Origin of the sequence: Streptomyces sp. NPDC006430 (assembly GCF_040612395.1) — a bacterium.
GTDB lineage: Bacteria > Actinomycetota > Actinomycetes > Streptomycetales > Streptomycetaceae > Streptomyces.
Genome location: NZ_JBEXQA010000017.1, coordinates 53317 through 78699 on the forward strand (window position 1 = coordinate 53317; position 25383 = coordinate 78699).

Here is a 25383-nt window from a genome sequence, read left to right on the forward strand (position 1 = left end):
GGCGTTTGTGCCTAGGGTGCGGGGATGACCCAAGGCATGTACGACGGCTACCTGCGGCGGCTCGGCTTCCCCCGGCCGCCCCAGCCCACCGTGGACGCGTTGTTCGCGCTCCAGCGCGCCCACCTCGAACGCATCCCGTACGAGAACATCGACATCCAGCTCGGCCGGCCGCCCGGCATCGATCCGGAGCTCTCCGTACGCCGCTTCGCCGCCGGTCGCGGCGGGTACTGCTTCCACCTCAACGGCGCCTTCGCCCTGCTCCTTGAGGTCCTCGGCTACGAGGTGACCCGGCACGTCGCGGGCGTGCTCGGCCCGGCGGACCGTGAGCGCCGCGACGTCAGCGGTGACCACCTCGCGCTGACCGTCCGGGTCGGCGGGGAGGAGTTCTTCGTCGACGTGGGCCTCGGCGACGGGCCGCACGAACCACTGCCGCTGCGCGTCGGAACACACCGGCAGGGGGGATTCACCTACGGGCTCGCCCGGCTGGAAGGCGAGGAGACCGGCTGGAGGTACCTCAACGAGAAGGGCCCGTGCCCGGCGGTCAACATCCGCTCGGCCCCGGCGACGACGGGCGATTTCGAGGCCACGCACCAGCGGCTGTCCACCGCGCAGGACTCCGGCTTCGTACGGACCCTCGCACTGCTGCGGCGCGACGCGGACGGCGTCGACACGCTGCGGGGCCGGGTGCTGAGCCGGATCGACCCCGTGAAGGGGACGACCGAGCGGATCTTGGACACGCCCGGGGAGTTCTGGGCGGTGACGGGCGGGCTCTTCGAGCGGGACCTCGACGACCTGACGCCTGCGGACCGCGCGACGCTGTGGGACCGGGTGTGCGAGGCGCACCGGACGTGGCTGGCCGGCCGACCGGAGCGGGACGGGGCGGCGGCGGGCTCCTGATGTCGGTGCGGGAGTGCAGACTTGGGCTATGTCCCACTCCCCCCGACGGGCCTGCCCCGCATGTGGGCGCGACTGCGCCGTGACCGCCGGCCGGATCGCCCGCCACGACCCGCCCTCCGGGCGGGTCCGCGGCGAGCTGGTGTCCTGTCCCGGATCCCGGGCACGGGTGGTGCTCGGCGCATCGGCCCCGACGCTGGACGGGTTCGTCCTAGCGGATCTGCCCGGCCAGCTGCCGCTGTTCTGAGTAGCACGGCCCGCAGGTCTGAGCACCTGAGCGGATCCGCCGTACCGGGGGCACGGGTCACGATGGCGGCATGTCCTGGAACCCGCAGATCGATGCCACCGACACCACCGACGCCGCGCCGGCGCTCGCCCCCTCGATGGGGATGCGCGGGTGCGCTGGGATCGGCGCGGTGCTCTTCCTGCCCGCCCTCGTGGCGGCGAAGATCCTGGTGCTCATGTCGGAGACCGGCAGCCGTTGCCTGATGTACGGCGGCTGCAGGGCCTTCCCGTTCGCGCTGTTCGTGGCGCTGATCGTCGGCGCGGTGGCGGCGTTCGCGGTGACGATGGCCGCGCCCCGCCGGTTCCAGGGCCCGGCACTCACCGCTCAACTGCTGCTGGAGGCCGTCGGCGTGGGCCTCGTCCTGGCCTACCCGTGAACCGGCGGCGCTGCGCCCGGGGCCGGCGTCAGGAGCCGGCCCCCGGATCTCACGGCCCGGGGACCCCAAGACCCCGGGACCCCGCGACCCAGCGGTTCCGCGGTTAGGAGATGGCGGTCCGCAGCCGGCCGACGTCGATCGGCTCGGTCTCGTCGTGGGCCGTCAGGTCGATGACCTGACCGACCGCGCGCTGTTCGGGAGTAGCCGGCTTGAAGCCCTGCTCCTTGACCGGCGGCTCGGTGGCGGGCCCGGCCGCCTCCGCCTTGTGGACCGCGAGGGCCTCCGCACCGACCACGTCGGCCAGGTCCTCGTTCTGGACCGACTCGATCACCGCACGGGCCTGGGCCGCGGTCTTGGTACCGAAGAAGTCGAAACCGCCCTCGACGCGGGAGGCCGGACGCCGCGCGGCGGAGTACGGGGCCACGGCCGCGGCCGGCCGACGTGCCGGGAGCGCGGACGCCGGGCCGGCTGCGGCGGCGCCCGTACGGACGTGCGGCTCGCCGGCCGGAGTCCCCGCCGGGGTACCGGCCTCCAGCGCCTTGGGCGCCGGGCCCGTGCCCTCCAGCACCTTCGGCCGGGCAGCCTCCGCTTCCGCCCCCGCCTTCCGGGCGAGCGCCACCAGGGCCGCATGGGCCCGGGCGTAGCCGACCGAGGTGGGCGCACCGCTGGACGTGCGCTCCTCGGACACCGGCGGGAGCTCCTTCGCCGCGGCCGGGGCCGCGGCGGCCTCGATGGCGAGCAGCCGGCGGCGCTCCAGCGCACTGGCCCGCTCGGTCTCTGCGGTCGCGTACCGCCGCAGCAGCGCGGCGTGTTCGCCGCGCAGTCCCGCGAGTTCGACCCGCTTGGCCCGCAGCTTGGCATCGAGCTTGCCGCGCAGCACCCGGGCCTCTTCGAGGTCGGACTCAAGCTCGGCTATTCGCTCTTCCGTCTTCCACTCGTCCTTGACCCGCTCGCGCGCGAGCTCCGCCACACGGCGCCCGGCCGCGCGGTCCCAGGCGCGCATGACCACGGCGCCGGCCACGCCCGCGGTCGCCGCGAGGGCGACGAGCAGGCGTAGCGGAACGGGTTCCGCCACCAGCCAGGCCGCGGCCGCACTGGCGACGGAGACTCCGGCCACGGTCGTCGGCGTGAGCAGCCGGTGCAGGGGTTCGGGATTGCGGTGGCGTCCACGGGGCATGGCCCGAAATTTACAGGGCGTGGCGGTCCAGTGGGGTAACTGACCGGCAATCTGTGGTCCCCCCGTTACCGCCGGGAGGGACCGCCATGGCAGTCACCCGTCATTTCCCCACCCAAAAACCCCGTACCGCTCCTACTTCGTGAGGCCCTTCGCCTTGAGATAGGCCTTTGCGACGTCCGCCGGCTTCTCGCGCAGGGCGTCCACCCGGTGGTTCATATCCGTTAGCTCGGCGGTCGTGAAGGCCTTGGTCACCTTGTCCAGAGCGGCTGCCACCTCTGGGGATCCGGCGTCCTTGGCGTTGACCACCGGCAGGACGTTGTCGGCGTTCTGGAGCTTCTTGTCGTCCTCCAGCAGGACCAGGCCGAAGCTGTCGAGCGTGGCGTCCGTGGTCGTGGTGAGCACCAGCTGGTCCACCCCGTCCTTGACCGCCTGCTTGGCTTGCGGAGTGCCGACGCCCTTGGGGTCAATACCGGAAACATCGATTCCGTATGTCGTCTTCAACCCCGGTGCGCAGAAGGGCCGCACGGCGCATTCGTCACCCGCCGCGATCTTCACCTTCAGTCCAGACTTTCCAAGATCGGAGAGGGTCTTCAGGTTGTTCTTCTGGGCGAATTCCTTCGACACCGCGAACGCGTTCTGGTCGACCGCCTGGCCGGCCGGCAGCACCTTCAGGCCGAGGGGGCCCGCCAGCTTCTCCAGCGCCGCCGTCGTCGCCACCACGTCGCTCGACGCGACCGGCTTCTCCTGCGGGGCCTTCGGCCCGTTCACCTTCGCGTTGAGGAACTCCGCCAGCGTGGCCGCGTACTCCGGGACGATGTCGATCTCGCCCTTCTCCAGCGAGGGCTCGTACAGCTCGCGGTTGTTCACCGTCGTGATCGACGTGCTGTAGCCGGCGTCCCGGAGCACCTGCGCGTACAGCTCCGCCAGCACGTTGGACTCGGTGAACCCGGCCGCGCCGATCACCACCTTGCCCTTGTCCGCACCGGCGGCAGCGGGCCCGGACGCGCCGGCGTCCTTGCTCTTCTCCAGGCTGTCGCCGCTGCACCCGGCGAGGGAAGCGGTCAGGGCCACCGCCCCCAGTACCGCGCCGAAGACGCGCGTGGACTTGCTCATGTTGCTCCTCCAAGGAAGTGGGAACGACGAACGACGGGAAAGGACGGGCCGGGATCGTCCGGCCGCCCGGACGGACGGACCGGCGACGGATCAGCGCACCGCCGGACGCAGGAACAGCCGGTCCGCGGCCACCAGGGCCCCCTCGACCAGCAGGGCTAGCGCCGCCACCAGCAGGGCTCCCGCGACGACCTGTGGCGTGTTGTACGTGTTGAAACCGGCGGTGATGATGCGGCCGAGGCCGCCCTGACCGACCATGGCTGCGATCGTGGCCGTGGCGATCACCTGGACCGCGCCCGAGCGCAGACCCGTCATCACCAGTGCGCGTGCCAGGGGCAGTTCGACCCGCCAGAAGAGCTGGCCGCCGGACATGCCCATGCCCCGGGCGGCCTCCACCACCGCGCGGTCCACCTCGCGCATGCCGACGTACGCGTTGGTCAACAGCGGCGGCACGGCGAAGAGCACGAGCGCGGCGACGGTGGGCAGGTAGCCCGCGCTGCGCAGCGGCGAGACCATGAACAGCGCCAGCACGGCGAAGACCGGGACGGCCCGCCCGACGTTGGAGACGTTCACGGCGAGCGCCCCGCCCCTACCGAGATGGCCGAGCCACAGGCCGAGCGGCAGCGCCACCGCGCAGGCGACGGCGAGGGAGATCCCGCTGACGTACACGTGCTCGCCGAGCCGGTGCCACACACCGTTCTCCCCGGCCCAGTTGGCGCCGTTCGCCAGCCAGTCCCAGGCCTGTCCCAGCACGCCCATCGACTCACGCCTCCTTCGTCGTACGCGTCCACGGCGTGAGCAGGCGCTGGAGGCCGAGCAGCAGCAGGTCCGCCACCAGCGCGAGCAGCACGCACAGCACGGAGGCGGTGAGCACCTGGGCCTTGAAGGAACTGTTGACCGCAGGGGCGATGAGGTTGCCGAGGCCACCCTTGCCGACGATGGAGCCGACGGTGGTCAGCGCGACCGTGGACACGGTGGCGATCCGCACCCCGGCGAGCAGCGCGGGCAGCGCCAGGGGCAGTTCGACCTGCCACAGCAGGCGCGCAGGCCCGTACCCCATGCCGCGCGCCGCCTCCCGTACGTCCTCGGGGACCGCTTCCAGGCCGGCCATCGCATTGCGGACCAGGATGGTCAGCGAGTACAGCACCAGGCCGGTCACCACCAGTGAGGCCGACAGGCCGAACAGCGGAAGTAGCAGGGAGAACATGGCCAGTGAGGGGACGGTGTAGAGCAGGGTGGTCAGGCCCAGCACGGGCGCGGCCCAGTGCCGTCCGCGGCGGGCCAGCAGCGCCAATGGGAGGGACACCACCAGCCCGATGGACACGGACGCGCCCGTGATCCAGACGTGTTCGAGCGTGGCGTCGGTGAGTTCCTGGGACCGGGAGGTGACGTAGTCCCAGCAGATCCAGTCGTTCGCCACCAGGCAGTTCTGCCCGGCCATCCCCGCACCCCCTGCCGCCATGCGTACACCCGCCCGAAGGGGCGCGGTCAAGGGCGACCATAACCGTTCCTAATCAGTGAGCAGGAGTGGGTCTTGGATCCACGTCCTGGCACTGCGCGCATCCCGAACGGTGTTGGGTGCACTGGTCGCCCGCGTTCTTTGTGTTGTCCCCGTTCGGGCACGTGCATCGTGTGCGCGCTCCGTGACGGGGTGGCGGGTTTCCTCACGCTCTTGGGCACCATGGTCGGCCTGGACGGTCCGATGCCCGCGACGATCACTCTGGTCGTCGCGGGGCGGTGCCGTCCGTCGCCGGATCGGGTGCCCGAGGGCGCGTCGTCCGATCGCGATACCAGCGGCATCGTGACGGGACATCTCACGTCGTGGGGTGGCCAGCGGCTTGCGCCAGTGCTGGGCGCCCCACCTGGAGGTGTAGGCGGGATCGACCGCGACGATCACAAGGCCGGTCTCGGCGGCCATGGAGACGAGTCGGGCCTTGAGCTTGCCGGTGGGCATACCGGAGATGAGCTGCCGGAACTGCTTCTTGCGGCCGTGCTTCTCGCGGGTCTTCTCGGCGGTGAAGTCCAGGTCCTCGATCGCGATGGCGTTGACGCCGACCCGCTTGGCCCAGTGCAGTACTTGGGTGATGGCGTGCCGGATCTGTGCGTCCCGGTGGTCCGCCGACCCGCTGAGGTCATAGGAGAAGCGGCGCGGTTCGCCGGTCGGATTGCCGTGCACGTCGAGCCGGTAGGCGGCGAAATGGTCGGCGTTGGTGTCCACGCCGATCACGCCCTTGGCCCGTGCCGTCTCCAACGGCATCGTCTGGACCACGGGGCGTTGCCAGGATGCGGTGAGGTACCAGCGCCCGCGCGGGGCGTCGTAGTGGATGCGGTAGGCGACGGCCCGGTTGCCGTCGATCCGGTCCCGCCATTCCTGGCCCCGGTGCGCGAAAGCGATACGGGCGCTCAGCACGTACCGGCCATGCTTGGCGTTCGCCAGGTGTGTCAGCGGCGCGGGCAGCTTGAGGGACACCTCACCGCCGGGGGTGACTCGGATGGTCTCGTTGCCGAAGCGTTTGCCGGACTCACCGTCAGCGGCCAGAAACCAGCGTCCTGCTTCCCACCGCTGGCGCCACTCGGCCTCGGTGAGCTGCGCCTTTTCGAGGTTGTGCCGGTTGGTGAGCAACCGCCGGCCGCCGCGCACGACGTGCACGACGCCGTTGTCCCGGTCGGCCCGGGCGACGTCGAGACGGTGCTCCAGGATGTGCAGACGCCGGGACTTGTGGAACCACTCGCCCTTGGAGCGGTATCCGCCCGGCGCCCGCTTGCTGCCCTTCTCCCCGATGGGCTGGGACAGGCGGTGCGTCAGCGTTCGGACACCAGCCTCAAGGTTTTGGATGTGCGCGAGCTGACAGCGGCGGGACAGCGCCCACTGATCGTGGGTGGCCTTCGTGATCGACCCGGCCCAGCGCGAGGACGACTGGGCTGTCAGCGCCCGCTTCCGGGCCGCCCACGTGTGCGTGGAGTGCTCCAGGCCGTCCGCGCACCGCTGCTTGAGGTCACGGGACGCGAGAACGCCCAGGTGCTCCCCCACGCCACGCAGAACCGTCTCCTCCTGGGCGGTCAAGCCCTTGAGGCGGTCACGTATCGCGACACCGGACGGGCCGAGCGCCACGAACGGCGCGTCGATGGCGCGGAGCTGCTTCTTGGGCTCAGCCATGTTCGGCCGCCTCAAACGCCCTGCGGGCCCGGTTCTTCGCGAAGCGCCGCCCACACAGACGGGCGCAGAACGAGGTCAGCACCTCCACCATGTCCCGCACCACGTCGTCTTCGACCTCGCCGTCATCGAGAACAACCAGACGGCGGCCGGGTGCGGACAACGCGGCCTCGACCAGTTCCACGTTCATCCGTCCGAGCCGGTCCTTGTGCTCCACGACCACGTGGTCACACCCGGGTCAGCAAGCAACCGCCGGACTTTGCACCGCGAGCCGTTCATACCCGAAGCGATCTCCGACTCGACCCGCACAACCCGATGACCGGCCTTCCCCGCCCACGCCGACAGCCTGGCGACCTGGCGTTCCAGATCCGGCTTCTGGTCGTCAGAGGAGACACCGGCATACAGTCCACGACCATCGACCACTTCAGGAGCGGTGTCGACCGCCACATTCACCAGGATCACGCGTGTTTCGACCCTCTGGGCCGGCACCGGCAAAGTGCCCTCACGGAACCAGCGATACGCAGTCTGCGGATGCACACCCTGCGCTTTCGCCCACTCCTTGAGGTTCATCACACGACCGTAACGATATTCACCCAAACGCACCATAACTCGCAAGAGTGAACCAACAAGCCAGCAGTCCACCACCCCCGGCACCGACGCTGGGCTCAATCCTCCGCAGTCGGGCAACACGCCCTTCACACAACCGCGCCGCGGGTAGGGAAGGATGGCGGTGTGATCCGATTCGAGCATGTGACCAAGCGCTACCCCGACGGGACCACGGCCGTCGAGGAGCTGTCCTTCGAGGTCGCGGAGGGCGAGTTGGTCACGCTGGTGGGCCCGTCCGGGTGCGGCAAGACCACCACGATGAAGATGGTCAACCGGCTCATCGAGCCGACCTCCGGCCGGATCCTGCTGGGCGGCGAGGACATCGCGACCGCCGATCCGGTCGAGCTGCGCCGGCACATCGGGTACGTCATCCAGCAGGTCGGACTGTTCCCGCACAAGACGGTGTTGGAGAACACCGCCACCGTGCCGCAGCTGATCGGCACTCCCCGGGCCAAGGCCCGCGCCCGGGCCGCCGAACTCCTCGAACTGGTGGGGCTGGACCCGGCCGTGCACGGCAGCCGCTACCCCGAGCAGCTGTCCGGCGGGCAGCGCCAGCGCGTCGGCGTGGCCCGCGCGCTCGCCGCAGATCCACCGGTGTTGCTGATGGACGAACCGTTCGGGGCGGTGGACCCGGTCGTCCGCGAACGCCTCCAGAACGAGTTCCTCGCCCTGCAGAAGACGGTGCGCAAGACGATCCTGCTGGTCACGCACGACCTGGAAGAGGCCATCCGACTCGGCGACCGCATCGCCGTCTACGGGGCGGGCACCATCGAGCAGTTCGCCCGCCCGGCCGCCGTGCTGGGCACCCCGGCCACCGAGTACGTGGCCTCCTTCGTCGGCGCGGACCGGGGACTCAAACGGCTCGCGGTCACCCCCGTCGGGGCTGCCGACCTCACGGCGCTGGACGGGCCGGCCCCGGCTGCCACGGTGGCGCTGGGCGCCACCCTGCGCGAGGCGCTGGCGGCGCTGCTCCAGGAGGACTCGGGCCGGATCGGGGTGACGGATGCGGACACCGGGGCGCTGGTCGGCGTACTGACCCCGGAGGGGGTCCACCGGGCCCTGCGCCGGGCCCAGTTGCAGGAGGCGTAGGCGGTCCGGGGCCCGGCGCACCGGGCCCGGAAAGACGTGTGACCGGCCTCGTCGGGCCGGTCACGGATCATCTGTCGGGTCGGTCTGCGGGGTCAGGCCTGCATCCGGTTGCTCATCCACACCAGCATCGGCGGGATCTCGCGGCGCCACGTGTTGAAGTTGTGGCCGCCGCTGTCGAGGATGATCGAGGAGACCCGGTCCGGGCCCTTGACCAGCTTGATGAACTTCTTGGTGTCACCGAGGTTCGGCTCGCCCTGCTCGCTGCTGGTGACCAGGAACGAGGTACCGGTCGGCTTCTTGTTCTCGATGCTGTGCAGGATGTCGGCGCGCTTCTTCAGCTTGTCGTCGCCCTGGAACAGGTTGCCGGTCGTCGCGTCGTTCGCGGCGTCGTAGTACGCGGACAGACCCGCGGCTGCACCGAAGGTCTGCGGGTAGTGCGCGGCGATCTTCAGGGCGCAGTAGCCGCCCGTGGAGTTGCCGATGAAGCCCATGTTCTGCGGCTTCTTGCCGACCCGGAAGGTGTCCTGGATCGCCTGCGGCAGGTCCTGCGCGAAGAAGGTCTCCGTCTGCGGCCCCCCGGGTATGTCCACGCACTCGGTGTCGCGCGGCGGCGCGATGGTCGGGCGCAGCATCACCAGGATCATCGGCTTCATCTTGCCCGACTTGGCCTGCTTGAAGGCCGTCATCGGGTAGTTCAGCCCTTTGATCAGGTTCTCGGCGGTGCCCGGATACCCGGTCAGCACGATCGACGCGGGGAAGTTCTTGTCCTTGTGCTGGGGCTGGAAGTACTCCGGCGGCAGCCACACGTACCCGGGGCTCGTTATCTTCGACTTCTGCCCGGTTATGGCGACCTTCAGGATCTGCCCGCCCACCTGGGGCTGGGCGCCACCCGGCACGTCGAGCTTCTGCTTGTCGACGACCTTGATGTCCTTGCTGCTCATCGAGTGGTCCACGACCTTGCCGACCGAGGTCTGCTGGCCGAACAGGTCCGCCCACGAGCCGTAGAAGGAGAAGGACTTGTTCGCCGCGAGGCCGACGGCCGAGAACAGCGCCAGCTGGGTCGCGAGCAGGAGCCCGACCCGGCCGAGCAGCGCGCGCCAGGTGCGGCCCGAGAGACGGGGCCAGAACCACACCGTGGCTGCGAACAGCAGCACACCGGCGATGATGGCCAGCGCCAGAACCGTATTACTGGTGAGACCCATGAGCAGTCAGTCGACTTTCTGATGGCAGGGCTAGTTTTTTCTCGGCGAAAGAGTGAACCCGCTCGGCCCGGATGTCGTCCTAGTGGACGCACCACACTCCGGAGGCTGTCGCGGCCTTCGGCCACATGATCTCTCGCGGAGCAACGGGAAGCGATGTCTAGCAGGATAGATGGCGATAAGTCGGGACAGGTTCCGGAGCAGGTCCGCCGAATCTTCCGCGGACCACGACCGGAGTCGGTGCCCGGCCTGGTAGGTACGGCCGTCACGATCGTCGGCCTTCTGGACATCGCGGCGGGCGTGTTCCCGCGGTTCCGGCACAGCCGGATCCACGCGGTCACCGAGGTGCTGCCCGGCTCGCTGGGCCCGTTCGCAGCCGCCCTCGCCATCAGCGCGGGCGTCCTGCTCCTGCTGCTCGCCCACGGCCTCAAGCGCCGCAAGCGCCGTGCCTGGCGGGCCGCGGTCGTCCTGCTCCCGGCGGGTGCCGTGGCGCAGTTCACGTACCGGCACTCCGTCATCGGCGTCGTCATCGCGGCGGTCCTCCTCGCGCTGATCGTGCGCCACCAGGGTGAATTCAAGGCGCTGCCGGACCCGCGCAGCCGCTGGAAGGCCCTCGCCAACTTCGTGCTGATGAGCGCCGGCTCCATCGGGCTCGGTCTCGTCATCGTCAACTCCCACCCCGGCCGCGTCGTCGGCCATCCGGGTATTTACGAACAGATCAGCCACGTCGTGTACGGCCTCTTCGGCTTCGAAGGGCCCGTCGACTACGCCGGCCAGGTGTCCTGGACCGTGGGCTACTCCCTCGGCGCCCTCGGCATGCTGACCGCGCTCACCACGACCTACCTGGCCTTCCGCCCCGAGCACCCGGCCGCTCAGCTCACCGCCGACGACGAGGCCAAGCTGCGCGCCCTGCTCTCCAAGCACGGCAGTCGCGACTCCCTCGGCCACTTCGCGCTCCGCCGCGACAAGGCCGTCGTCTTCTCCCCCAGCGGCAAGGCGGCCGTCACCTACCGCGTCGTCTCCGGCGTGATGCTCGCCTCCGGCGACCCCATCGGTGACGTCGAGGCCTGGCCCGGCGCCATCGAGCGGTTCATGGAGGAGGCCAAGGCCCACTCCTGGACCCCCGCCGTCGTGGGCTGCAGCGAGACCGGCGGCGAGGTGTGGACCCGCGAGACCGGTCTGGACGCTCTGGAGCTCGGTGACGAAGCGATCGTCGACGTCAAAGACTTCTCCCTCTCCGGACGCCCCATGCGCAACGTCCGACAGATGGTGAAGCGCATCGAGCGCAACGGCTACACCACCAAGGTCCGCCGCGTCAGCGAGCTGACCGAAGAGGAGCTGGAACAGGTCCGCGGCGCCGCCGAGGCGTGGCGCGGCACCGACACCGAGCGCGGCTTCTCCATGGCCCTGGGCCGGGTCGGCGAGGAGGGCGACGGCGACTGCTTCATCGCCACCGCCCACCGGATCGAGGAGGGCGACACCAGCCCCTTCGGCGACCTCAAGGCCGTCCTGCACTTCGTCCCCTGGGGTGAGGACGGCATGTCGCTGGAGCTGATGCGCCGCGACCGCGCCGCCGACCCCGGCATGAACGAGCTCCTGATCGTCGCCTCCCTGGAGGCCTGCCCGGGCCTGGGCATCGAGAAGGTCTCCCTGAACTTCGCGATGTTCCGCTCCGCACTCGCCCGCGGCGAGAAGATCGGCGCCGGTCCGGTCCTGCGGATGTGGCGCGGCCTGCTGGTCTTCCTGTCGCGCTGGTTCCAGATCGAGTCGCTCTACAAGTTCAACGCGAAGTTCCGCCCCCGCTGGGAGCCTCGCTTCATGGTCTACCGCACCCACCGCGACCTGCCCCGCATCGGCTTCGCCGTGATGCAGGCCGAGGGCTTCGTCACCCTGGCCCTGCCGCGGCTGTTCGCCAGCCGCCGCCCGCCCAAGCCGGTCCGCACCTGCGCCCACACCCACGTGAAGGCCAGCATCCCGGCCCAGGCCCAGCCCGACCGCGAGGTCCAGGTCGCCTGACCGCGACCACACCCCCCGAAGCCCGGCACGAACGTGCCGGGCTTTGCCGTTCTCCCTCCCGGCCCACGGGCCGGCGGTGGCCGAGACCCGGGCCTGGGCAAGGGTCGGTTCCCCTCGTACCGCCCGGCCAGGGCCACGGCCCTACCCTGGAACCATGAACATCACGCACGGGGCCGCCGGCAGGGGCCGGGTCGCAGGCCTGCCGGAATGGGACCGCTGCGGAGTCATGGGCGTCGTCAACGTCACCCCCGACTCCTTCTCCGACGGGGGCCGCTGGTTCGACACCACCGCCGCCGTCAAGCGCGGCCTCGACCTCGTCGCCCAGGGCGCCGACCTCGTCGACGTCGGCGGCGAGTCCACCCGGCCCGGCGCCTCCCGCGTCGACGAGGAGGAGGAGCTGCGCCGCGTCGTCCCCGTCGTGCGCGGTCTGGCCTCCGAAGGGGTCACCGTCTCCGTCGACACCATGCGCGCCTCCGTCGCCGCACGGGCCGTCGCCGCCGGCGCCCTGCTGGTCAACGACGTCAGCGGCGGGCTCGCCGACCCCGAGATGATCCCGGCCGTCGCCGCCGCCGAGGTGCCGTTCGTGGTGATGCACTGGCGCGGCTTCAGCGACGGCATGAACAGCCTCGCCGTCTACGGGGACGTCCTCGCGGAGGTCACCTCCGAGCTCCGAGCCCGCATCGACGCCGTCGTCGCCGGCGGGATCGCCCCGGAACGGCTCGTCGTCGACCCCGGCCTCGGCTTCGCGAAGAACGCCGAGCACGACCTGGCCCTCGTCGCCCACCTCCCCGAGCTGCGCGCCCTCGGCTTCCCGCTGCTGGTCGCCGCCTCGCGCAAACGATTCCTCGGCCGGGTCCTGGCCGGTGCCGCCGACGCCGCCCCGCCCCCGGCCCGCGAGCGCGACGCGGCCACCGCTGCCGTTTCCGCCATCGCCGCCCATCAGGGCGCCTGGGCCGTACGGGTCCACGAGGTACGGGCCACCGCCGACGCGGTTCGGGTGGCCCGCGCCGTGGAAGGGGCCCTGTGATCCGCCCCGCACCCGGGGTCCGTACAGCCGAGAAAGGGGCACGGTGAGCCGTACCGACATCGAAGCGGTCGAAGAGGTCAACACGGCCTTCTACGAGGCGATGGAGCGGGGGGACTTCGACGCGCTGTCGGCGCTCTGGCTCAACGACGAGATCTCCTGCGTGCACCCGGGCTGGCCGGTGCTCTCGGGCCGGGGCGAGGTGCTGCGGTCCTACGCGCTGATCATGTCCCACACGGACTACATCCAGTTCTTCCTCACCGATACGAAGGTCTCCGTCCTGGGTGACACCGCGCTGGTGACCTGTACGGAGAACATCCTGAGCGGCGGGCCCGCCGAGGACGGCGGGGAACTCGGTCCGCTGGTCGGCCAACTGGTCGTCGCCACGAATGTGTTCCGACGCACATCCGAGGGCTGGCAGCTCTGGTCCCACCACGGTTCTCCCGTCCTGACGGAGTCCGACGAGGACGAAGAGGGGGACTCCGCATGACCCCTACGGCGGGATCCCGGGGCGTTCGCAGGTAAATTCGAAGACGGACGACGCCGACCGCACTCGGCGTAGGCCCATGGATCCGGGGAGTCCCGGACCGGAAGCACCTACGAAAGCAGGAGTGATTCGCGTGGATCGTGTCGCGCTGCGCGGCCTCAAGGCTCGCGGGCACCACGGCGTCTTCCCCCGGGAGCGCGAGGAAGGCCAGACCTTCATCGTCGACCTGGTGCTGCACATCGACACCCGCCCCGCGGCGGCCGAGGACGACCTGGCGAAGACCGTGCACTACGGGGTCGTCGCCGAGGAGGTCGTCGACGTGGTCCAGGGCGAGCCCGTCGACCTGATCGAGACCCTCGCCGAGCGGATCGCCCAGCAGTGCCTGAAGCACGAAGCGGTGGCACAGGTGGAGGTCGTCGTCCACAAACCGGACGCCCCCATCACCGTCCCCTTCGACGACGTGACCATCACGATCACCCGGAGCCGCGTGTGAACAACGGACTGAACGCCCAGAGCGACCCCACGGTCCAGCCGGTGCCCGCATCCGTCGTAGAGACGGTCGATGCGGCCGATGTGACCCTGTCCAACCCCAAATGGGCCGTGATCGCGCTCGGCGCGAACCTCGGCAACCGCCTGGAGACCCTCCAGGGCGCCATCGACGCCCTCGGCGACACCCCCGGCCTGCGGGTCAAGGCCGTCTCCCCCGTCTACGAGACCGAGCCGTGGGGCGTCGAGCCCGGCTCCCAGCCGGCGTACTTCAACGCGGTCGTCCGCGTGAAGACCACGCTGCCCCCCTCCTCCCTCCTGGAGCGCGGCCACGCCATCGAGGAGGCCTTCGACCGCGTCCGCGAGGAGCGCTGGGGCCCGCGCACCATCGACGTCGACATCGTGTCGTACGCCGATGTGGTCTCGGACGACCCGGTCCTCACCCTTCCGCACCCGCGAGCCCACCAGCGGGCCTTCGTCCTGGCACCGTGGCACGACGTCGACCCCGAGGCCCTGATCCCGGGCCACGGGCCGGTCGCGGCCCTCCTGGCCGAAACCGGCCTGACGGGCGTCACGCCGCGCACGGACCTGGAACTCCGCCTCCCCGAGTAGTCGTTAACCTGTGGCTACGGCCGTGGGCCGCGGCTGACGAGACGGCGCCGAAAGCGGGGAACGGGTACGTGAAGCAACTGAAGCCGGCGGTCCTGGCGGGGATCTTCGTCGTCGCCGGGGTGCTCTCCTGGGCGGGCGCCCGGCTCTGGAACGCGTACGGAACCCTGCCGGGCGTGCCGCTGGCCGCTCCCATCGTCCTGGGCGTCATCGCGGTCGTCCTGCTGGCCACCGCCCTCTCGCTCCGGTCCCGCCTCAAGGCCCAGCGCGAGCGGCGCCCGGGCGCCAAGGGCGTGGAGCCTTTGATGGCGGCCCGCGCCGTCGTCTTCGGGCAGGCCAGCGCCCTCGTGGCGGCCCTGGTGGCGGGCATGTACGGCGGCGTGGGCGTCTTCCTGCTGACCGATGCCCTCGACGTCCCCGCCCGCCGCGACCAGGCCTGGTACGCCGGCTTCTCGGTCCTGGCGGGCGTGGCGGTCGTCGCCGCGGCGCTCTTCCTGGAGCACGTGCTGAAGCTCCCCGAGGACGACGACACCGCCCCCGACGCCCCGGCCACCCACACCTGACCGCCCGAGCCCCGGCCACGGGGTGTCAGCCGTCGCGGGCCGGGTCGTTCGACCGCTCGTCAGCGCGCCATGATCAGACTCATGGCCTCGTTGCGGGTCGCGGGGTCGCGGAGCTGGCCGCGGACCGCCGAGGTTATGGTCTTCGCGCCGGGCTTGCGGACCCCGCGCATCGTCATGCACATGTGCTCGCACTCGACGACCACGATGACCCCGCGGGGCTCCAGGATCTCCATCAGGGAGTCCGCTATCTGCGTGGTGAGCCGTTCCTGCACCTGCGGGCGGCGGGCGAAGACGTCCACGAGGCGGGCCAGCTTGGACAGCCCGGTGATCTTGCCGTCGGTGGACGGGATGTAGCCGACGTGCGCCACGCCGTGGAAGGGCACCAGGTGGTGCTCGCAGTTCGACATGACCTCGATGTCCTTGACCAGGACCATCTCGTCGTGACCCAGGTCGAAGGTGGTCGTCAGGACCTCTTCGGGCTTCTGGTAGAGGCCGGCGAATATCTCTTTGTACGCCCGCGCCACACGTGCCGGGGTCTCCAGGAGGCCCTCGCGGTCCGGATCCTCACCGACCGCGATCAGGAGTTCGCGGATCGCCGCCTCGGCGCGCTTCTCGTCGAACTCGCCGATCATGCCCTCGTCACCGGTCAGGGTCACTGGGTCGGTCATTTCTTCCTCGTTCCTGTGTGCACTGGCGCTCGCGGGCAGCTGAAAGTGCCGCGCCCCCCAGGCTAGAACCTTGGGGGGCGCGGCATCCATTCCGGGACGGTCCGACCGACGACTACTCGGCGCGGTCCTCCGGGGAGGAGTCCTTCTCCACGGACACGGCCGGCGCGCTCGCCGCCGACGTGCCGTTCGCCGAGTTCGTCAGCTGGAGCTCCTTGGGAGAGAGCACCGGCGGGCGGGTCGACGGGGTGCGGTGCGAAGAGCCGGTCCACGCGGGGCGGGCCGGGCGCTTCACGATCGTCGAGAAGATCTCGGCGATCTCCTCCTTGCCCAGCGTCTCCTTCTCAAGGAGCGCGAGGACCAGGTTGTCGAGGACGTCGCGGTTCTCGACCAGGATCTCCCAGGCCTCGTTGTGCGCGGTCTCGATGAGCTTCTTGACCTCTTCGTCGACCAGCGCCGCGACCTCTTCCGAGTAGTCCCGCGGGTGCGACATCTCGCGTCCCAGGAACGGCTCGGTGTTGTCGCCTCCGAACTTGATCGCGCCCAGCCGCTCGGTCATGCCGTACTGGGTCACCATCGCGCGGGCGGTCGCCGTGGCCTTCTCGATGTCGTTCGCCGCACCGGTGGTCGGGTCGTGGAAGACCAGTTCCTCGGCCGCGCGTCCGCCCAGCATGTACGCCAGCTGGTCGAGCATCTCGTTGCGCGTGGTCGAGTACTTGTCCTCGTCGGGCAGGACCATGGTGTAACCCAGGGCCCGGCCGCGGGACAAGATGGTGATCTTGTGGACCGGGTCGGAGTTCGGGGAGGCCGCCGCGACCAGGGCGTGTCCGCCCTCGTGGTACGCGGTGATCTTCTTTTCCCGGTCCGACATGATCCGGGTCCGCTTCTGCGGGCCCGCCACGACGCGGTCGATCGCCTCGTCCAGCATCGAGTTGTCGATCAGCTTCTTGTCCGAGCGGGCCGTGAGCAGCGCGGCCTCGTTCAGGACGTTGGACAGATCGGCACCGGTGAAGCCGGGGGTGCGGCGGGCGACGGCCGAGAGGTCGACGTCCGGAGCGACCGGCTTGCCCTTCTGGTGGACCTTGAGGATCTCCAGACGGCCCTGCATGTCCGGACGGTCGACCGCGATCTGCCGGTCGAAGCGGCCCGGACGCAGCAGCGCCGGGTCGAGGATGTCCGGGCGGTTCGTGGCGGCGATCAGGATGACGCCGCCCTTCACGTCGAAGCCGTCCATCTCGACGAGCAGCTGGTTCAGGGTCTGCTCGCGCTCGTCGTGGCCGCCGCCGAGGCCCGCACCGCGGTGCCGGCCGACGGCGTCGATCTCGTCGACGAAGACGATCGCCGGAGCGTTCGCCTTGGCCTGCTCGAACAGGTCACGGACGCGCGAGGCACCGACGCCGACGAACATCTCGACGAAGTCGGAACCGGAGATCGAGTAGAACGGGACGCCGGCCTCGCCGGCGACGGCGCGGGCCAGCAGGGTCTTGCCGGTGCCGGGCGGGCCGTACAGCAGCACACCCTTGGGGATCTTCGCCCCGACGGCCTGGAACTTTGCCGGTTCCTGCAGGAACTCCTTGATCTCGTGGAGTTCCTCGACGGCCTCGTCCGCGCCCGCGACGTCGGCGAACGTCGTCTTCGGGGTGTCCTTGGTGATGAGCTTGGCCTTGGACTTCCCGAAGTTCATCACTCGGGAGCCGCCGCCCTGCATCTGGTTCATCAGGAACAGGAAGACCACGACGATGAGGACGAAGGGCAGCAGGGAGAGCAGCACGCTGAGGAACGGGCTGGTCTTGTCCGGCGAGACGGTGTAACCGTCGGGGATCTGACCGGCTTCGTACTTGGTCTGGAGGTTCTGGGCGAGCTGGACGCCCTGGTCCCCGATGTAGTTGGCCTGGAACTTGGTGCCGTCGTTGTTGCCGAGCTTCTGGTCCTTCTTCAGCTCGATCTTGATCATCTGGCTGTCACCGGTGGTGAGCTTGGCGCTCTCCACCTGGCCACTGTTGATCGCCTTGATGACCTCGCTGGTCTCCACCGACTTGTAGCCGCCGCCGGAGCCGACGACGTTCATCAACACGACCACGGCGAGGACGGCCAGCACGATCCACATGACCGGCCCACGGAAGTATCGCTTCACGTCCATCCATACGGGGCGCCGGGCGCCCCGTCCCTCCTGCCCGTAGGTAAATGCTGCTGTGAGTAAAGACTGTTCTTCGGAATGTACCCCTGTATTGTCACCCGCGGCCTCGTGGGACGGCTGACAGAACCGCTTTCCCCTGCTCCAACGGCGGGGATCGTTCCAGGGTTCCCCTGTGAGGACCCCTGCCGGGGCCCTCGTGCCTCAGCCGCCGTAGACGTGCGGAGCGAGGGTGCCGACGAACGGCAGGTTGCGGTACTTCTCGGCGTAGTCGAGGCCGTAGCCCACGACGAACTCGTTCGGGATGTCGAAGCCGACCCACTTCACGTCGATCGCGACCTTGGCGGCATCGGGCTTGCGCAGCAGCGTGACGACCTCCAGAGAGGCCGGCTGGCGGGAGCCCAGGTTCGACAGCAACCAGGACAGGGTCAGGCCCGAGTCGATGATGTCCTCGACGATCAGGACGTGCTTGTCCTTGATGTCGGTGTCCAGGTCCTTGAGGATCCGGACCACACCCGAGGACTGGGTTCCGGCACCGTACGAGGACACCGCCATCCAGTCCATGGTGAGCGGGGTGGACAAGGCGCGCGCCAGGTCCGCCATCACCATCACCGCGCCCTTGAGGACGCCGACGATGAGCAGGTCCTTGCCCGCGTACTCCGCGTCGATCTTCGCGGCCAGCTCGGCCAGCTTCGCGTCGATCTCTTCCTTGGTGATGAGCACCGACTGGAGGTCGCTGCCCATGTCCTTCTCGTCCACCCGCATCACTTTCGTTGTCGGCCGGGGCTCCGGGGGTACCCCCGGAGGACTCAGCCGTGTTTCAGCACCAATCAGCCCTGCCGAATGACAAGTCTGCCACCCTGCCGCTGGGCCTCGACCCTGCCGGGCAGGTTGATGGCGCCCTGACCCCGCCATCCGGTGATGAGCCGGTCGACTTCCTCGATGTGGCGGGCGAAGAGGGAGCCTGCGGGGGACCCGGCCGCGACCACGGCCCTGCGCAGCACGCGGCGGCGGACGGCCGGGGGCAGGGCGTACAGCTTGGCGCACTCAAGCCGGCCGTCCTGGTCCCGTACGCCGGCCTCGGCCTCGGCGGCCCAGGCGTCGAGGGCGTCGGCGTCGTCGCGGGACAGCTGGGCGGTGCGGGCCAGCGCCTCGACCACTCCCTTGCCCAGCGCCTTTTCGAGGGCGGGCAGCCCCTCGTGGCGGAGCCGGGAGCGGGTGTAGGCGGGGTCGATGTTGTGGGGGTCGTCCCAGACGGGCAGGGACTGGACCATGCAGGCCTTGCGGGCGGTCTGCCGGTCGATCTGGAGGAAGGGGCGCCGATAGCGGTGCGAGCGGCCGGGGCCTCCGGACACCTCCGCCATCCCGGACAGCGAACGGATTCCCGAGCCGCGTGCGAGGCCCAGCAGGACGGTTTCGGCTTGATCGTCCCGGGTGTGGCCGAGGAGTACGGCCGCGGCGCCCAGACGGTCGGCGGCCTCGTCCAGGGCGGCGTACCGGGCGTCGCGGGCGGCGGCCTCGGGTCCCCCGTCACGGCCGACGCGCACGGCGACGGACTCCACCGGGTCGAGGCGGAGTGCGGTCATGCGGGTGACGACCTCGGCGGCCCGCAGGTCGGAGCCGGCCTGGAGTCCGTGGTCGACGGTGATGCCGCCCGCCCGGATGCCGAGCTTGGGCGCTTCGAAGGCGAGGGCGGAGGCGAGCGCCATGGAGTCGGCGCCACCGGAGCAGGCGACGAGTACGAGTGGCGGGTTGCCGTCCCCGGTGCTGGGGGTCCTCCGGGACGGAGTCTGGCGGAGGTCGGTGAGGTCAGTGAGGTCGGTGAGAACGTCGTGGAGTACGCGGCGGACCGCCAGGCGTATCGCTGCGACCGCAGGATGGGGACCCATGTCCGGTGCCCTTCGGTGGAGTTCGGATGCCTCGAAGGCGTTGGGGTGTGGTGCTGGGACGGCTGCTGTTCGGTGGTGTTCGATGCCGCCCGACTGCCCCGGCCCCGTGAGGAGCCCCCGCTGGGAGCCCCCCGCGGGATGAGGGTTGTCACTCAGAGTGCGTCGATGGTGACAGAGCCGAGCCGTTCCCTGAGCATCGCACGCCCTTCCACGCCCCACGGTCCCTCGGACGGGTGACGCTGCTTCCCCCAGTGAGACATGTTTACGCCCCCCGCGTCACTCCCCTTCGCTCCATTTCGCGCCTCCCCGCCCCTCCTCACTCCTCACTCCTCACTCCTCACTCCTCCTCGGCGAACTCGCTCCCCTTGCGGTGCACTCGGGCGACCCAGTCGGCGGGCTTGGCGATCTCCGCCTTGGTCGGCAGCGTGTTCGGCGAGGTCCAGACCCGGTTGAAGCCGTCCATGCCGACCTGGCCGACCACGGCGCGCACGAAGTGCTCGCCGTCGCGGTACTGGCGCAGCTTGGCGTCGAGCCCGAGCAGCTTGCGCAGCGTGGCGTCCAGGCGCCCCGCTCCGCTGGCCCGGCGCTGCTGGAACTTTTCGCGGATCTCCGCGACCGAGGGCACCACCTCGGGGCCGACGCCGTCCATGACGTAGTCGGCGTGCCCCTCCAGCAGGGACATGACGGCGGTGAGCCGGCCGAGCACCTCGCGCTGCTCGGGGGTCTGGACGAGCTCGACCAGCGAGCGGCCCTCCTCGCCCCGCTCGGAGTCGGGGCGGGCGCCGGCGAAGGACTGGGCGGCTTCGCGCAGTCGTTCGAGGATGGCCACCGGGTCCATTTCGGTGGCGCCGAGGAAGGTCTGGATTTCGCCTTCGAGGTGGTCGCGGAGCCACGGGACGGCCGTGAACTGCGTACGGTGCGTCTCCTCGTGCAGGCAGACCCACAGCCGGAAGTCGTGCGGGCGCACGTCCAGCTCGCGCTCGACGTGCACGATGTTGGGGGCCACGAGCAGCAGCCGGCCGCCACCCGCGGTCGAGCCCGGCAGATCGCGGCCGGCCGGGGCGAAGGTCTCGTACTGCCCGAGCACGCGCGAGGCCAGGAAGCTGAGCAGCATGCCCAGCTCGACACCGGTGACCTTGCCGCCGACCGCGCCGAGGACGGCGCCGCCGGGCGCGCCGGCGCGGCGGTCCTGCATCTTGCCGAGCAGGGGACCGAGGAGTTCACGGAAGCCGGCCACGTTGGCCTTGATCCAGCCGATCCGGTCCACGACGAGGACGGGGGTATCGGGGACGCCCGTACCCTCGGGGATCATCCGCGTGAACCCGCGTACGTGGCGTTCGGAGGTCCTGGCGTGCCGGCGCAGCTCCGCCACCACGGCCCGGGCCTCATCGCGGCTGACCTCAGGACCCGGACGGACCAGCCGAGTCGCGGTCGCCACCGCGAGGTTCCAGTCGACCATCTCGACACCACCGATGCTCGTCATGCGTCAACGGTACGTGGACCAGCGCCGATGCGGAGCCCTTCGGACCGCTACCTCGCTCCGACGACGGCCGCGGCCAGCTTGTCGAGGCCCTTCTCCGCAGCCGCCGGATCGGGAGCGTTCGCGGTCAGGAACGCGAAGGCGAGGAGTCGCCCGGAGGGATCGACGACGGTCCCGGCGAGGGAGTTCACCCCGCTCAGCGTGCCCGTCTTGGCGCGGACCAGGCCGGCGGCCGGGGAGCTGCCTGCGTTGCGGCTGCGCAGGGTCCCGGTGAATCCGGCGACGGGCAGCCCGGTGAGCACCGGCCGCAGCTCGGGTCGCTGCGGGTCGGCGGCCTTGGCCAGGAGCGAGGTGAGCAGGCCGCTGCTGACCTTGTCGGCGCGGCCCAGGCCGCTGCCGTCGGCGAAGCGGGAGCCGGCCGTGTCGATGCCCAGGGCGGCGAGGCGGTCGGTGACGGCCTTCTCCGCGCCCTCGAAGCCGGCGGGCTGACCGGAGGCGAGGGCGGTCTGCCGGGCGAGGGCCTCGGCGATGTCGTTGTCGCTGTAGGTCAGCATCCGCTCCACGAGACCGGCGAGCGGGGTGGAGAGGGTGGTCGCGAGCGGCTGGACGCCGGCGGGCGCCTTGGCCTTGACGGGATCGCTGGTGATCTTGATGCCGCGTTCCTTCAGCAAGGCGGCGAAGGAACGGGCGGTCTCCTCGGCGGGGTCCTCGACCCGGTCGACGGGGCCCGAGGTGGAGTCGTCGGGGCGGCCCTCGTCGGCGGCCAGGGCGGTGACCGGTGCGATGTTGGGGTTGACGCCGATCGGGTGGCGGGCGGGGCCGGTGAAGAGGGTGTCGTCGTAGCCGAGGCTCACGGAGTCGGTGCCGGCGGCCTTCAGGGCCTGGGCCGTGTCGGCGGCGAGCGCGACGAGGCTGCCTCCGGATCCGGCGGGGCTCTTCTTCTTCGCGGTCAAGGACGGGTCGCCCCCGCCGACCAGGACGATCTGCCCGGGGCCGGATCCGGGGGTCACGGTGGTGCGGATGCGGTGCTCGGGACCGAGGGCGGCGAGGGCCGCCGCCGCAGTGGCGATCTTGATCGTGGAGGCGGGGGTCATGGGCTCGCGGGGCCCGGACTCGTAGAGCACCTCACCGGTGGCGGTGTCGATGACCGAGGCCGTACGGACGGTCCCGAGCGCGGGGTCGGCCAGGAGCGGCTGCAGCGCCTCGGCGAGCTTCGCGGGATCGGCGGCTACCGCGTTGCGGGCCGTGCCGGGGCCGATCCCGGCGAGCACCCCGGGGGCGCTGGGCGCGGTCCGCGGCGAGGACGTGCCGCCGTGGGCAGCACCGTGATCTGCGCCACCCGTAAGGCTCCAGGAGGCAACCCTGTCCCGCTCGGCCTTACGCTGGCCGGAGTCCCAAGGACCGGCGGCGGTCACCGCTGCCACCGACAGGGCGAGGCCGGCGACGGCCGAACCCGCGATGAGCTGCCATGTCTTGTCCAATGGCACCTCGGACCAGCCCCTTTCGCGATCACACATGTGCGTGAGGGACACTTAACCACTGCGTCTTGCCGCGAGCATGGCACCCCACCCGGCTGGGGGCACCTCCCAGCGGTAGCTGGGGGAGGCTGGGCCGGACGCGCTCGCATTTATCGATGCAGTCTCGAAGCAATGAAGCTGATCATGGAGGAGCAGGACGTGGAGTTCGACGTCACCATCGAGATCCCCAAGGGTTCGCGGAACAAGTACGAGGTGGACCACGAGACCGGCCGGATCCGCCTGGACCGTCGCCTCTTCACCTCGACCAGCTACCCGGCCGACTACGGCTTCGTCGAGAACACCCTCGGCGAGGACGGCGACCCGCTGGACGCACTGGTCATCCTGGACGAGCCGACCTTCCCGGGCTGCCTGATCAAGTGCCGCGCCATCGGCATGTTCCGCATGACGGACGAGGCGGGCGGCGACGACAAGCTGCTGTGCGTGCCGGCCTCGGACCCGCGCGTGGAGCACCTGCGCGACATCCACCACGTGTCGGAGTTCGACCGCCTGGAGATCCAGCACTTCTTCGAGGTCTACAAGGACCTGGAGCCGGGCAAGTCGGTCGAGGGTGCCAACTGGGTGGGCCGCGCCGAGGCCGAGGCCGAGATCGAGGCCTCGTACAAGCGCCTGGAGGCCCAGGGCGGCCACCACTGAGCCACTGCGCTCTCCACCGGGTGACGGGTAGGCAGGACCTCCCGCAGCCCCTGTGACGCCACGGGCGGCACCCTCCCAAGACCGGGGGGTGCCGCCCGTCGTCGTAGCCGCCCGTCGTCGTGGCCGGGCGGCTACGGGGCCGGGCGGCCACGAGGCGGCGGCGGGGCGGGGTCCCGGCGACGGCGACGCGGTCGTTTCGCCGGGGACGAGAGCGTTCCGCATACTGATACCCGGGCTGGTCGGGGACTGGAGGGCGTGTGGCGGAGGGCGAGGGATCCGGGGGCACCGAGGACCGGAAGCCGAAATCCGACGAGGCGCGCAGTGCCTTCACTCCCCCGGCCGGGATGGAGCCGGAAGCCCTGGAGGAGGACCAGCCGACCTCGGAGTTCACCGTGCCCGGGGGACTCGCGGCGCTGCCCGTCGAACCGGAGGGGTCCGCCTTCGCGCCCCCGGCGACGTACAGCGCGCAGCACTCCCCGCCCGCCTACACCCCTGGCCAGGGCTTCCCGGTGGTCCGGATGCCGGAATCCCCCTGGCAGGACCGCATGCGCACCATGCTGCGCATGCCGGTCGACGTCCGGCCCGTCCCCGAGACCGTGCTGAAGCCCAGCGAGGCCGGGCCCGCCGTGGGCCGCGTCCTCGACCTGACCCTGCGCATCGGCGAGCTGCTGCTCGCGGGCGGCGAGGGGGCCGAGGACGTGGAAGCCGCGATGTTGGCGGTGGCGCACTCGTACGGACTGGACCGCTGCGAGCCCACGGTCACCTTCACCCTGCTGTCGATCACCCACCAGCCCTCCCTCGTGGACGATCCGGTCTCGGCGAGCCGGACCGTGCGGCGCCGCGGCACCGACTACACCCGCCTGGCCGCCGTCTTCCGGCTGGTGGACGACATCAGCGCGCCCGAGATCGGCGTCTCGCTGGAAGAGGCGTACCGGCGTCTCGCCGTGATCCGCCGCAACCGGCACCCGTACCCCACCTGGGTCCTCACGGCCGCCGCCGGGTTGCTCGCCGGGGCCGCCTCCACCCTGGTCGGAGGTGGCGTGCTCGTCTTCTTCGCTGCCGTGATCGGGGCGATCCTCGGCGACCGGCTGGCCTGGCTGTGTGCCGGGCGCGGGCTGCCGGAGTTCTACCAGTTCGTGGTGGCCGCCATGCCGCCCGCCGCCATAGGCGTGGCCCTGAAGCTGGCCGAGATCGACGTACGCGCCTCCGCGGTGATCACCGGCGGACTGTTCGCGCTGCTGCCGGGGCGCGCCCTGGTCGCGGGCGTGCAGGACGGCCTGACCGGCTTCTACATCACCGCTTCCGCCCGGCTGCTGGAGGTGATGTACCTCTTCATCGGCATCATCATGGGTGTACTGGTCGTGCTGTACCTCGGGCTCCAGCTGGGCGCCTCGCCGAAGCCGGAGGAGGTCCTCCAGATCACCCAGCGCCCTCTGCTGCAGATCGGGGCGTCGATGGTGCTGGTGTTCACGTTCGCGATCCTGCTCCAGCAGGAACGTTCCACCGTCTGGATCGTGACGCTGAACGGCGGGGTCGCCTGGGTGACCTTCGGGGCCCTGCACTACGCGGGCGGCATCCCGCCCGTGCCCTCCACGGCTGTCGCCGCCGGACTGGTCGGCCTGTTCGGCCAGCTCTTCTCGCGCTACCGCTTCGCTTCCGCCCTGCCGTACACGACGGCGGCCATCGGCCCGCTGCTGCCGGGCTCGGCCACGTACTACGGGCTGCTGCTGATCGCCGAGAACCGGCTGAACGAGGGCCTCGCCTCGCTGGTGAACGCCGCCGCCATCGCGCTGGCCATCGCGATCGGGGTCAACCTGGGGTCGGAGACCTCGCGGTTGTTCATGCGGATCCCGGGGGCCGCGAGCGCCGCCAAGCGCCGGGCGGCCAAGCGGACCCGCGGCTTCTAGCAGACCCGAGCGGCTCCAGCGGCTCCAGCCGGCCCGCCGGGAGTCCGGACACGCCTACGCC

24 protein-coding genes and 1 pseudogene are annotated in these 25383 nt (G+C 70.7%); 12 read left to right on the plus strand and 13 right to left on the minus strand.

Features of this window, described 5'->3' with window-relative positions:
• Positions 1 to 24 precede the first annotated feature (24 nt).
• The 3 genes from ABZZ20_RS23230 to ABZZ20_RS23240 all read left to right on the plus strand — a co-directional run bounded on the left by ABZZ20_RS23230 (position 25) and on the right by ABZZ20_RS23240 (position 1556).
• Positions 25 to 897 carry an arylamine N-acetyltransferase gene (locus tag ABZZ20_RS23230; RefSeq protein ID WP_356872474.1) on the plus strand — a complete coding sequence of 291 codons (873 nt, stop codon included), beginning with the start codon at positions 25 to 27 and terminating at the stop codon, positions 895 to 897.
• A 28-nt stretch (positions 898 to 925) separates the two neighbouring features.
• Positions 926 to 1141, plus strand: a complete 216-nt coding sequence (locus ABZZ20_RS23235; protein ID WP_356872475.1) for a hypothetical protein — start codon at positions 926 to 928, stop codon at positions 1139 to 1141.
• Positions 1142 to 1211: 70 nt separating this feature from the next.
• Positions 1212 to 1556, plus strand: a complete 345-nt coding sequence (locus ABZZ20_RS23240) for a hypothetical protein (protein ID WP_356872476.1) — start codon at positions 1212 to 1214, stop codon at positions 1554 to 1556.
• A 103-nt stretch (positions 1557 to 1659) separates the two neighbouring features.
• Here the strand turns inward: ABZZ20_RS23240 and ABZZ20_RS23245 are convergent, their stop codons facing one another.
• The 6 genes and pseudogenes from ABZZ20_RS23245 to ABZZ20_RS23270 form a co-directional block, all read right to left on the minus strand.
• Entirely contained in the window at positions 1660 to 2733 is a 1074-nt protein-coding gene (locus ABZZ20_RS23245; protein ID WP_356872478.1) for a hypothetical protein, read from the minus strand.
• A 132-nt stretch (positions 2734 to 2865) separates the two neighbouring features.
• Positions 2866 to 3846, minus strand: a complete 981-nt coding sequence (locus ABZZ20_RS23250; protein WP_356872480.1) for an ABC transporter substrate-binding protein — start codon at positions 3844 to 3846, stop codon at positions 2866 to 2868.
• A 90-nt stretch (positions 3847 to 3936) separates the two neighbouring features.
• On the minus strand, positions 3937 to 4602 hold the full coding sequence (locus ABZZ20_RS23255) for an ABC transporter permease (RefSeq protein ID WP_356872482.1): 666 nt from the start codon (positions 4600 to 4602) through the stop codon (positions 3937 to 3939).
• 4 nt (positions 4603 to 4606) lie between these two features.
• Entirely contained in the window at positions 4607 to 5284 is a 678-nt protein-coding gene (locus ABZZ20_RS23260; RefSeq protein WP_356872484.1) for an ABC transporter permease, read from the minus strand.
• A gap of 69 nt (positions 5285 to 5353) precedes the next feature.
• Entirely contained in the window at positions 5354 to 7000 is a 1647-nt protein-coding gene (locus tag ABZZ20_RS23265) for an IS200/IS605 family accessory protein TnpB-related protein (protein ID WP_356872486.1), read from the minus strand.
• Positions 6993 to 7567: pseudogene (locus ABZZ20_RS23270) on the minus strand (IS607 family transposase). Before ABZZ20_RS23270 ends, ABZZ20_RS23265 begins: the two are co-directional and overlap by 8 nt.
• 162 nt (positions 7568 to 7729) lie before the next feature.
• On the opposite strand from ABZZ20_RS23270, the gene ABZZ20_RS23275 reads away from it, so the two are divergent.
• On the plus strand, positions 7730 to 8692 hold the full coding sequence (locus ABZZ20_RS23275) for an ATP-binding cassette domain-containing protein (protein ID WP_356872488.1): 963 nt from the start codon (positions 7730 to 7732) through the stop codon (positions 8690 to 8692).
• Positions 8693 to 8784: 92 nt separating this feature from the next.
• Here the strand turns inward: ABZZ20_RS23275 and ABZZ20_RS23280 are convergent, their stop codons facing one another.
• Entirely contained in the window at positions 8785 to 9894 is a 1110-nt protein-coding gene (locus tag ABZZ20_RS23280) for an alpha/beta hydrolase-fold protein (protein ID WP_356872490.1), read from the minus strand.
• A 153-nt stretch (positions 9895 to 10047) separates the two neighbouring features.
• Here ABZZ20_RS23280 and ABZZ20_RS23285 point away from each other — a divergent pair, with 153 nt between their 5' ends.
• The 6 genes from ABZZ20_RS23285 (at position 10048) to ABZZ20_RS23310 (ending at position 15076) form a co-directional block, all read left to right on the plus strand.
• Positions 10048 to 11907: a phosphatidylglycerol lysyltransferase domain-containing protein gene (locus tag ABZZ20_RS23285; RefSeq protein ID WP_356872492.1), complete on the plus strand. Its 1860-nt coding sequence runs from the start codon at positions 10048 to 10050 to the stop codon at positions 11905 to 11907.
• Between the two features lie 154 nt (positions 11908 to 12061).
• The gene (gene folP, locus ABZZ20_RS23290) at positions 12062 to 12934 is read left to right on the plus strand and encodes a dihydropteroate synthase (protein WP_356872494.1); all 873 of its coding nucleotides are present in this window, start codon (positions 12062 to 12064) and stop codon (positions 12932 to 12934) included.
• A 43-nt stretch (positions 12935 to 12977) separates the two neighbouring features.
• Complete coding sequence (locus tag ABZZ20_RS23295) at positions 12978 to 13421, plus strand: nuclear transport factor 2 family protein (protein ID WP_356872496.1); 444 nt, start codon at positions 12978 to 12980, stop codon at positions 13419 to 13421.
• 130 nt (positions 13422 to 13551) lie between these two features.
• Complete coding sequence (gene folB / locus ABZZ20_RS23300) at positions 13552 to 13911, plus strand: dihydroneopterin aldolase (RefSeq protein WP_356872498.1); 360 nt, start codon at positions 13552 to 13554, stop codon at positions 13909 to 13911.
• A complete protein-coding gene (gene folK, locus ABZZ20_RS23305) occupies positions 13908 to 14516 on the plus strand; it encodes a 2-amino-4-hydroxy-6-hydroxymethyldihydropteridine diphosphokinase (protein ID WP_356872500.1) in 609 nt (202 codons plus the stop codon). Before folB ends, folK begins: the two co-directional genes overlap by 4 nt.
• Before the next feature lie 68 nt (positions 14517 to 14584).
• Complete coding sequence (locus ABZZ20_RS23310) at positions 14585 to 15076, plus strand: DUF3180 domain-containing protein (RefSeq protein WP_356872502.1); 492 nt, start codon at positions 14585 to 14587, stop codon at positions 15074 to 15076.
• 59 nt (positions 15077 to 15135) lie between these two features.
• Here ABZZ20_RS23310 and folE read toward each other — a convergent pair whose 3' ends face one another.
• The 6 genes from folE to dacB all read right to left on the minus strand — a co-directional run bounded on the left by folE (position 15136) and on the right by dacB (position 22731).
• Positions 15136 to 15744 (minus strand): GTP cyclohydrolase I FolE, encoded by a 609-nt coding sequence (folE, locus tag ABZZ20_RS23315; RefSeq protein WP_356872504.1) that lies wholly within the window; start codon positions 15742 to 15744, stop codon positions 15136 to 15138.
• Between the two features lie 112 nt (positions 15745 to 15856).
• Positions 15857 to 17881, minus strand: coding sequence for an ATP-dependent zinc metalloprotease FtsH (ftsH, locus tag ABZZ20_RS23320; protein ID WP_356872506.1), 2025 nt, complete (start codon positions 17879 to 17881; stop codon positions 15857 to 15859).
• Positions 17882 to 18079: 198 nt separating this feature from the next.
• A complete protein-coding gene (gene hpt, locus ABZZ20_RS23325) occupies positions 18080 to 18640 on the minus strand; it encodes a hypoxanthine phosphoribosyltransferase (RefSeq protein ID WP_030158549.1) in 561 nt (186 codons plus the stop codon).
• Positions 18641 to 18705: 65 nt separating this feature from the next.
• Entirely contained in the window at positions 18706 to 19764 is a 1059-nt protein-coding gene (gene tilS, locus ABZZ20_RS23330) for a tRNA lysidine(34) synthetase TilS (RefSeq protein WP_356872508.1), read from the minus strand.
• Between the two features lie 337 nt (positions 19765 to 20101).
• Positions 20102 to 21247: a zinc-dependent metalloprotease gene (locus ABZZ20_RS23335; protein WP_356872510.1), complete on the minus strand. Its 1146-nt coding sequence runs from the start codon at positions 21245 to 21247 to the stop codon at positions 20102 to 20104.
• A gap of 47 nt (positions 21248 to 21294) precedes the next feature.
• A complete protein-coding gene (dacB, locus tag ABZZ20_RS23340) occupies positions 21295 to 22731 on the minus strand; it encodes a D-alanyl-D-alanine carboxypeptidase/D-alanyl-D-alanine-endopeptidase (protein WP_356872512.1) in 1437 nt (478 codons plus the stop codon).
• Positions 22732 to 22920: 189 nt separating this feature from the next.
• Between dacB and ABZZ20_RS23345 the strand changes: the two genes are divergently transcribed.
• On the plus strand, positions 22921 to 23415 hold the full coding sequence (locus tag ABZZ20_RS23345; protein WP_030031597.1) for an inorganic diphosphatase: 495 nt from the start codon (positions 22921 to 22923) through the stop codon (positions 23413 to 23415).
• A gap of 257 nt (positions 23416 to 23672) precedes the next feature.
• Positions 23673 to 25322 carry a threonine/serine exporter family protein gene (locus tag ABZZ20_RS23350; RefSeq protein ID WP_356872514.1) on the plus strand — a complete coding sequence of 550 codons (1650 nt, stop codon included), beginning with the start codon at positions 23673 to 23675 and terminating at the stop codon, positions 25320 to 25322.
• Positions 25323 to 25383 lie beyond the last annotated feature (61 nt).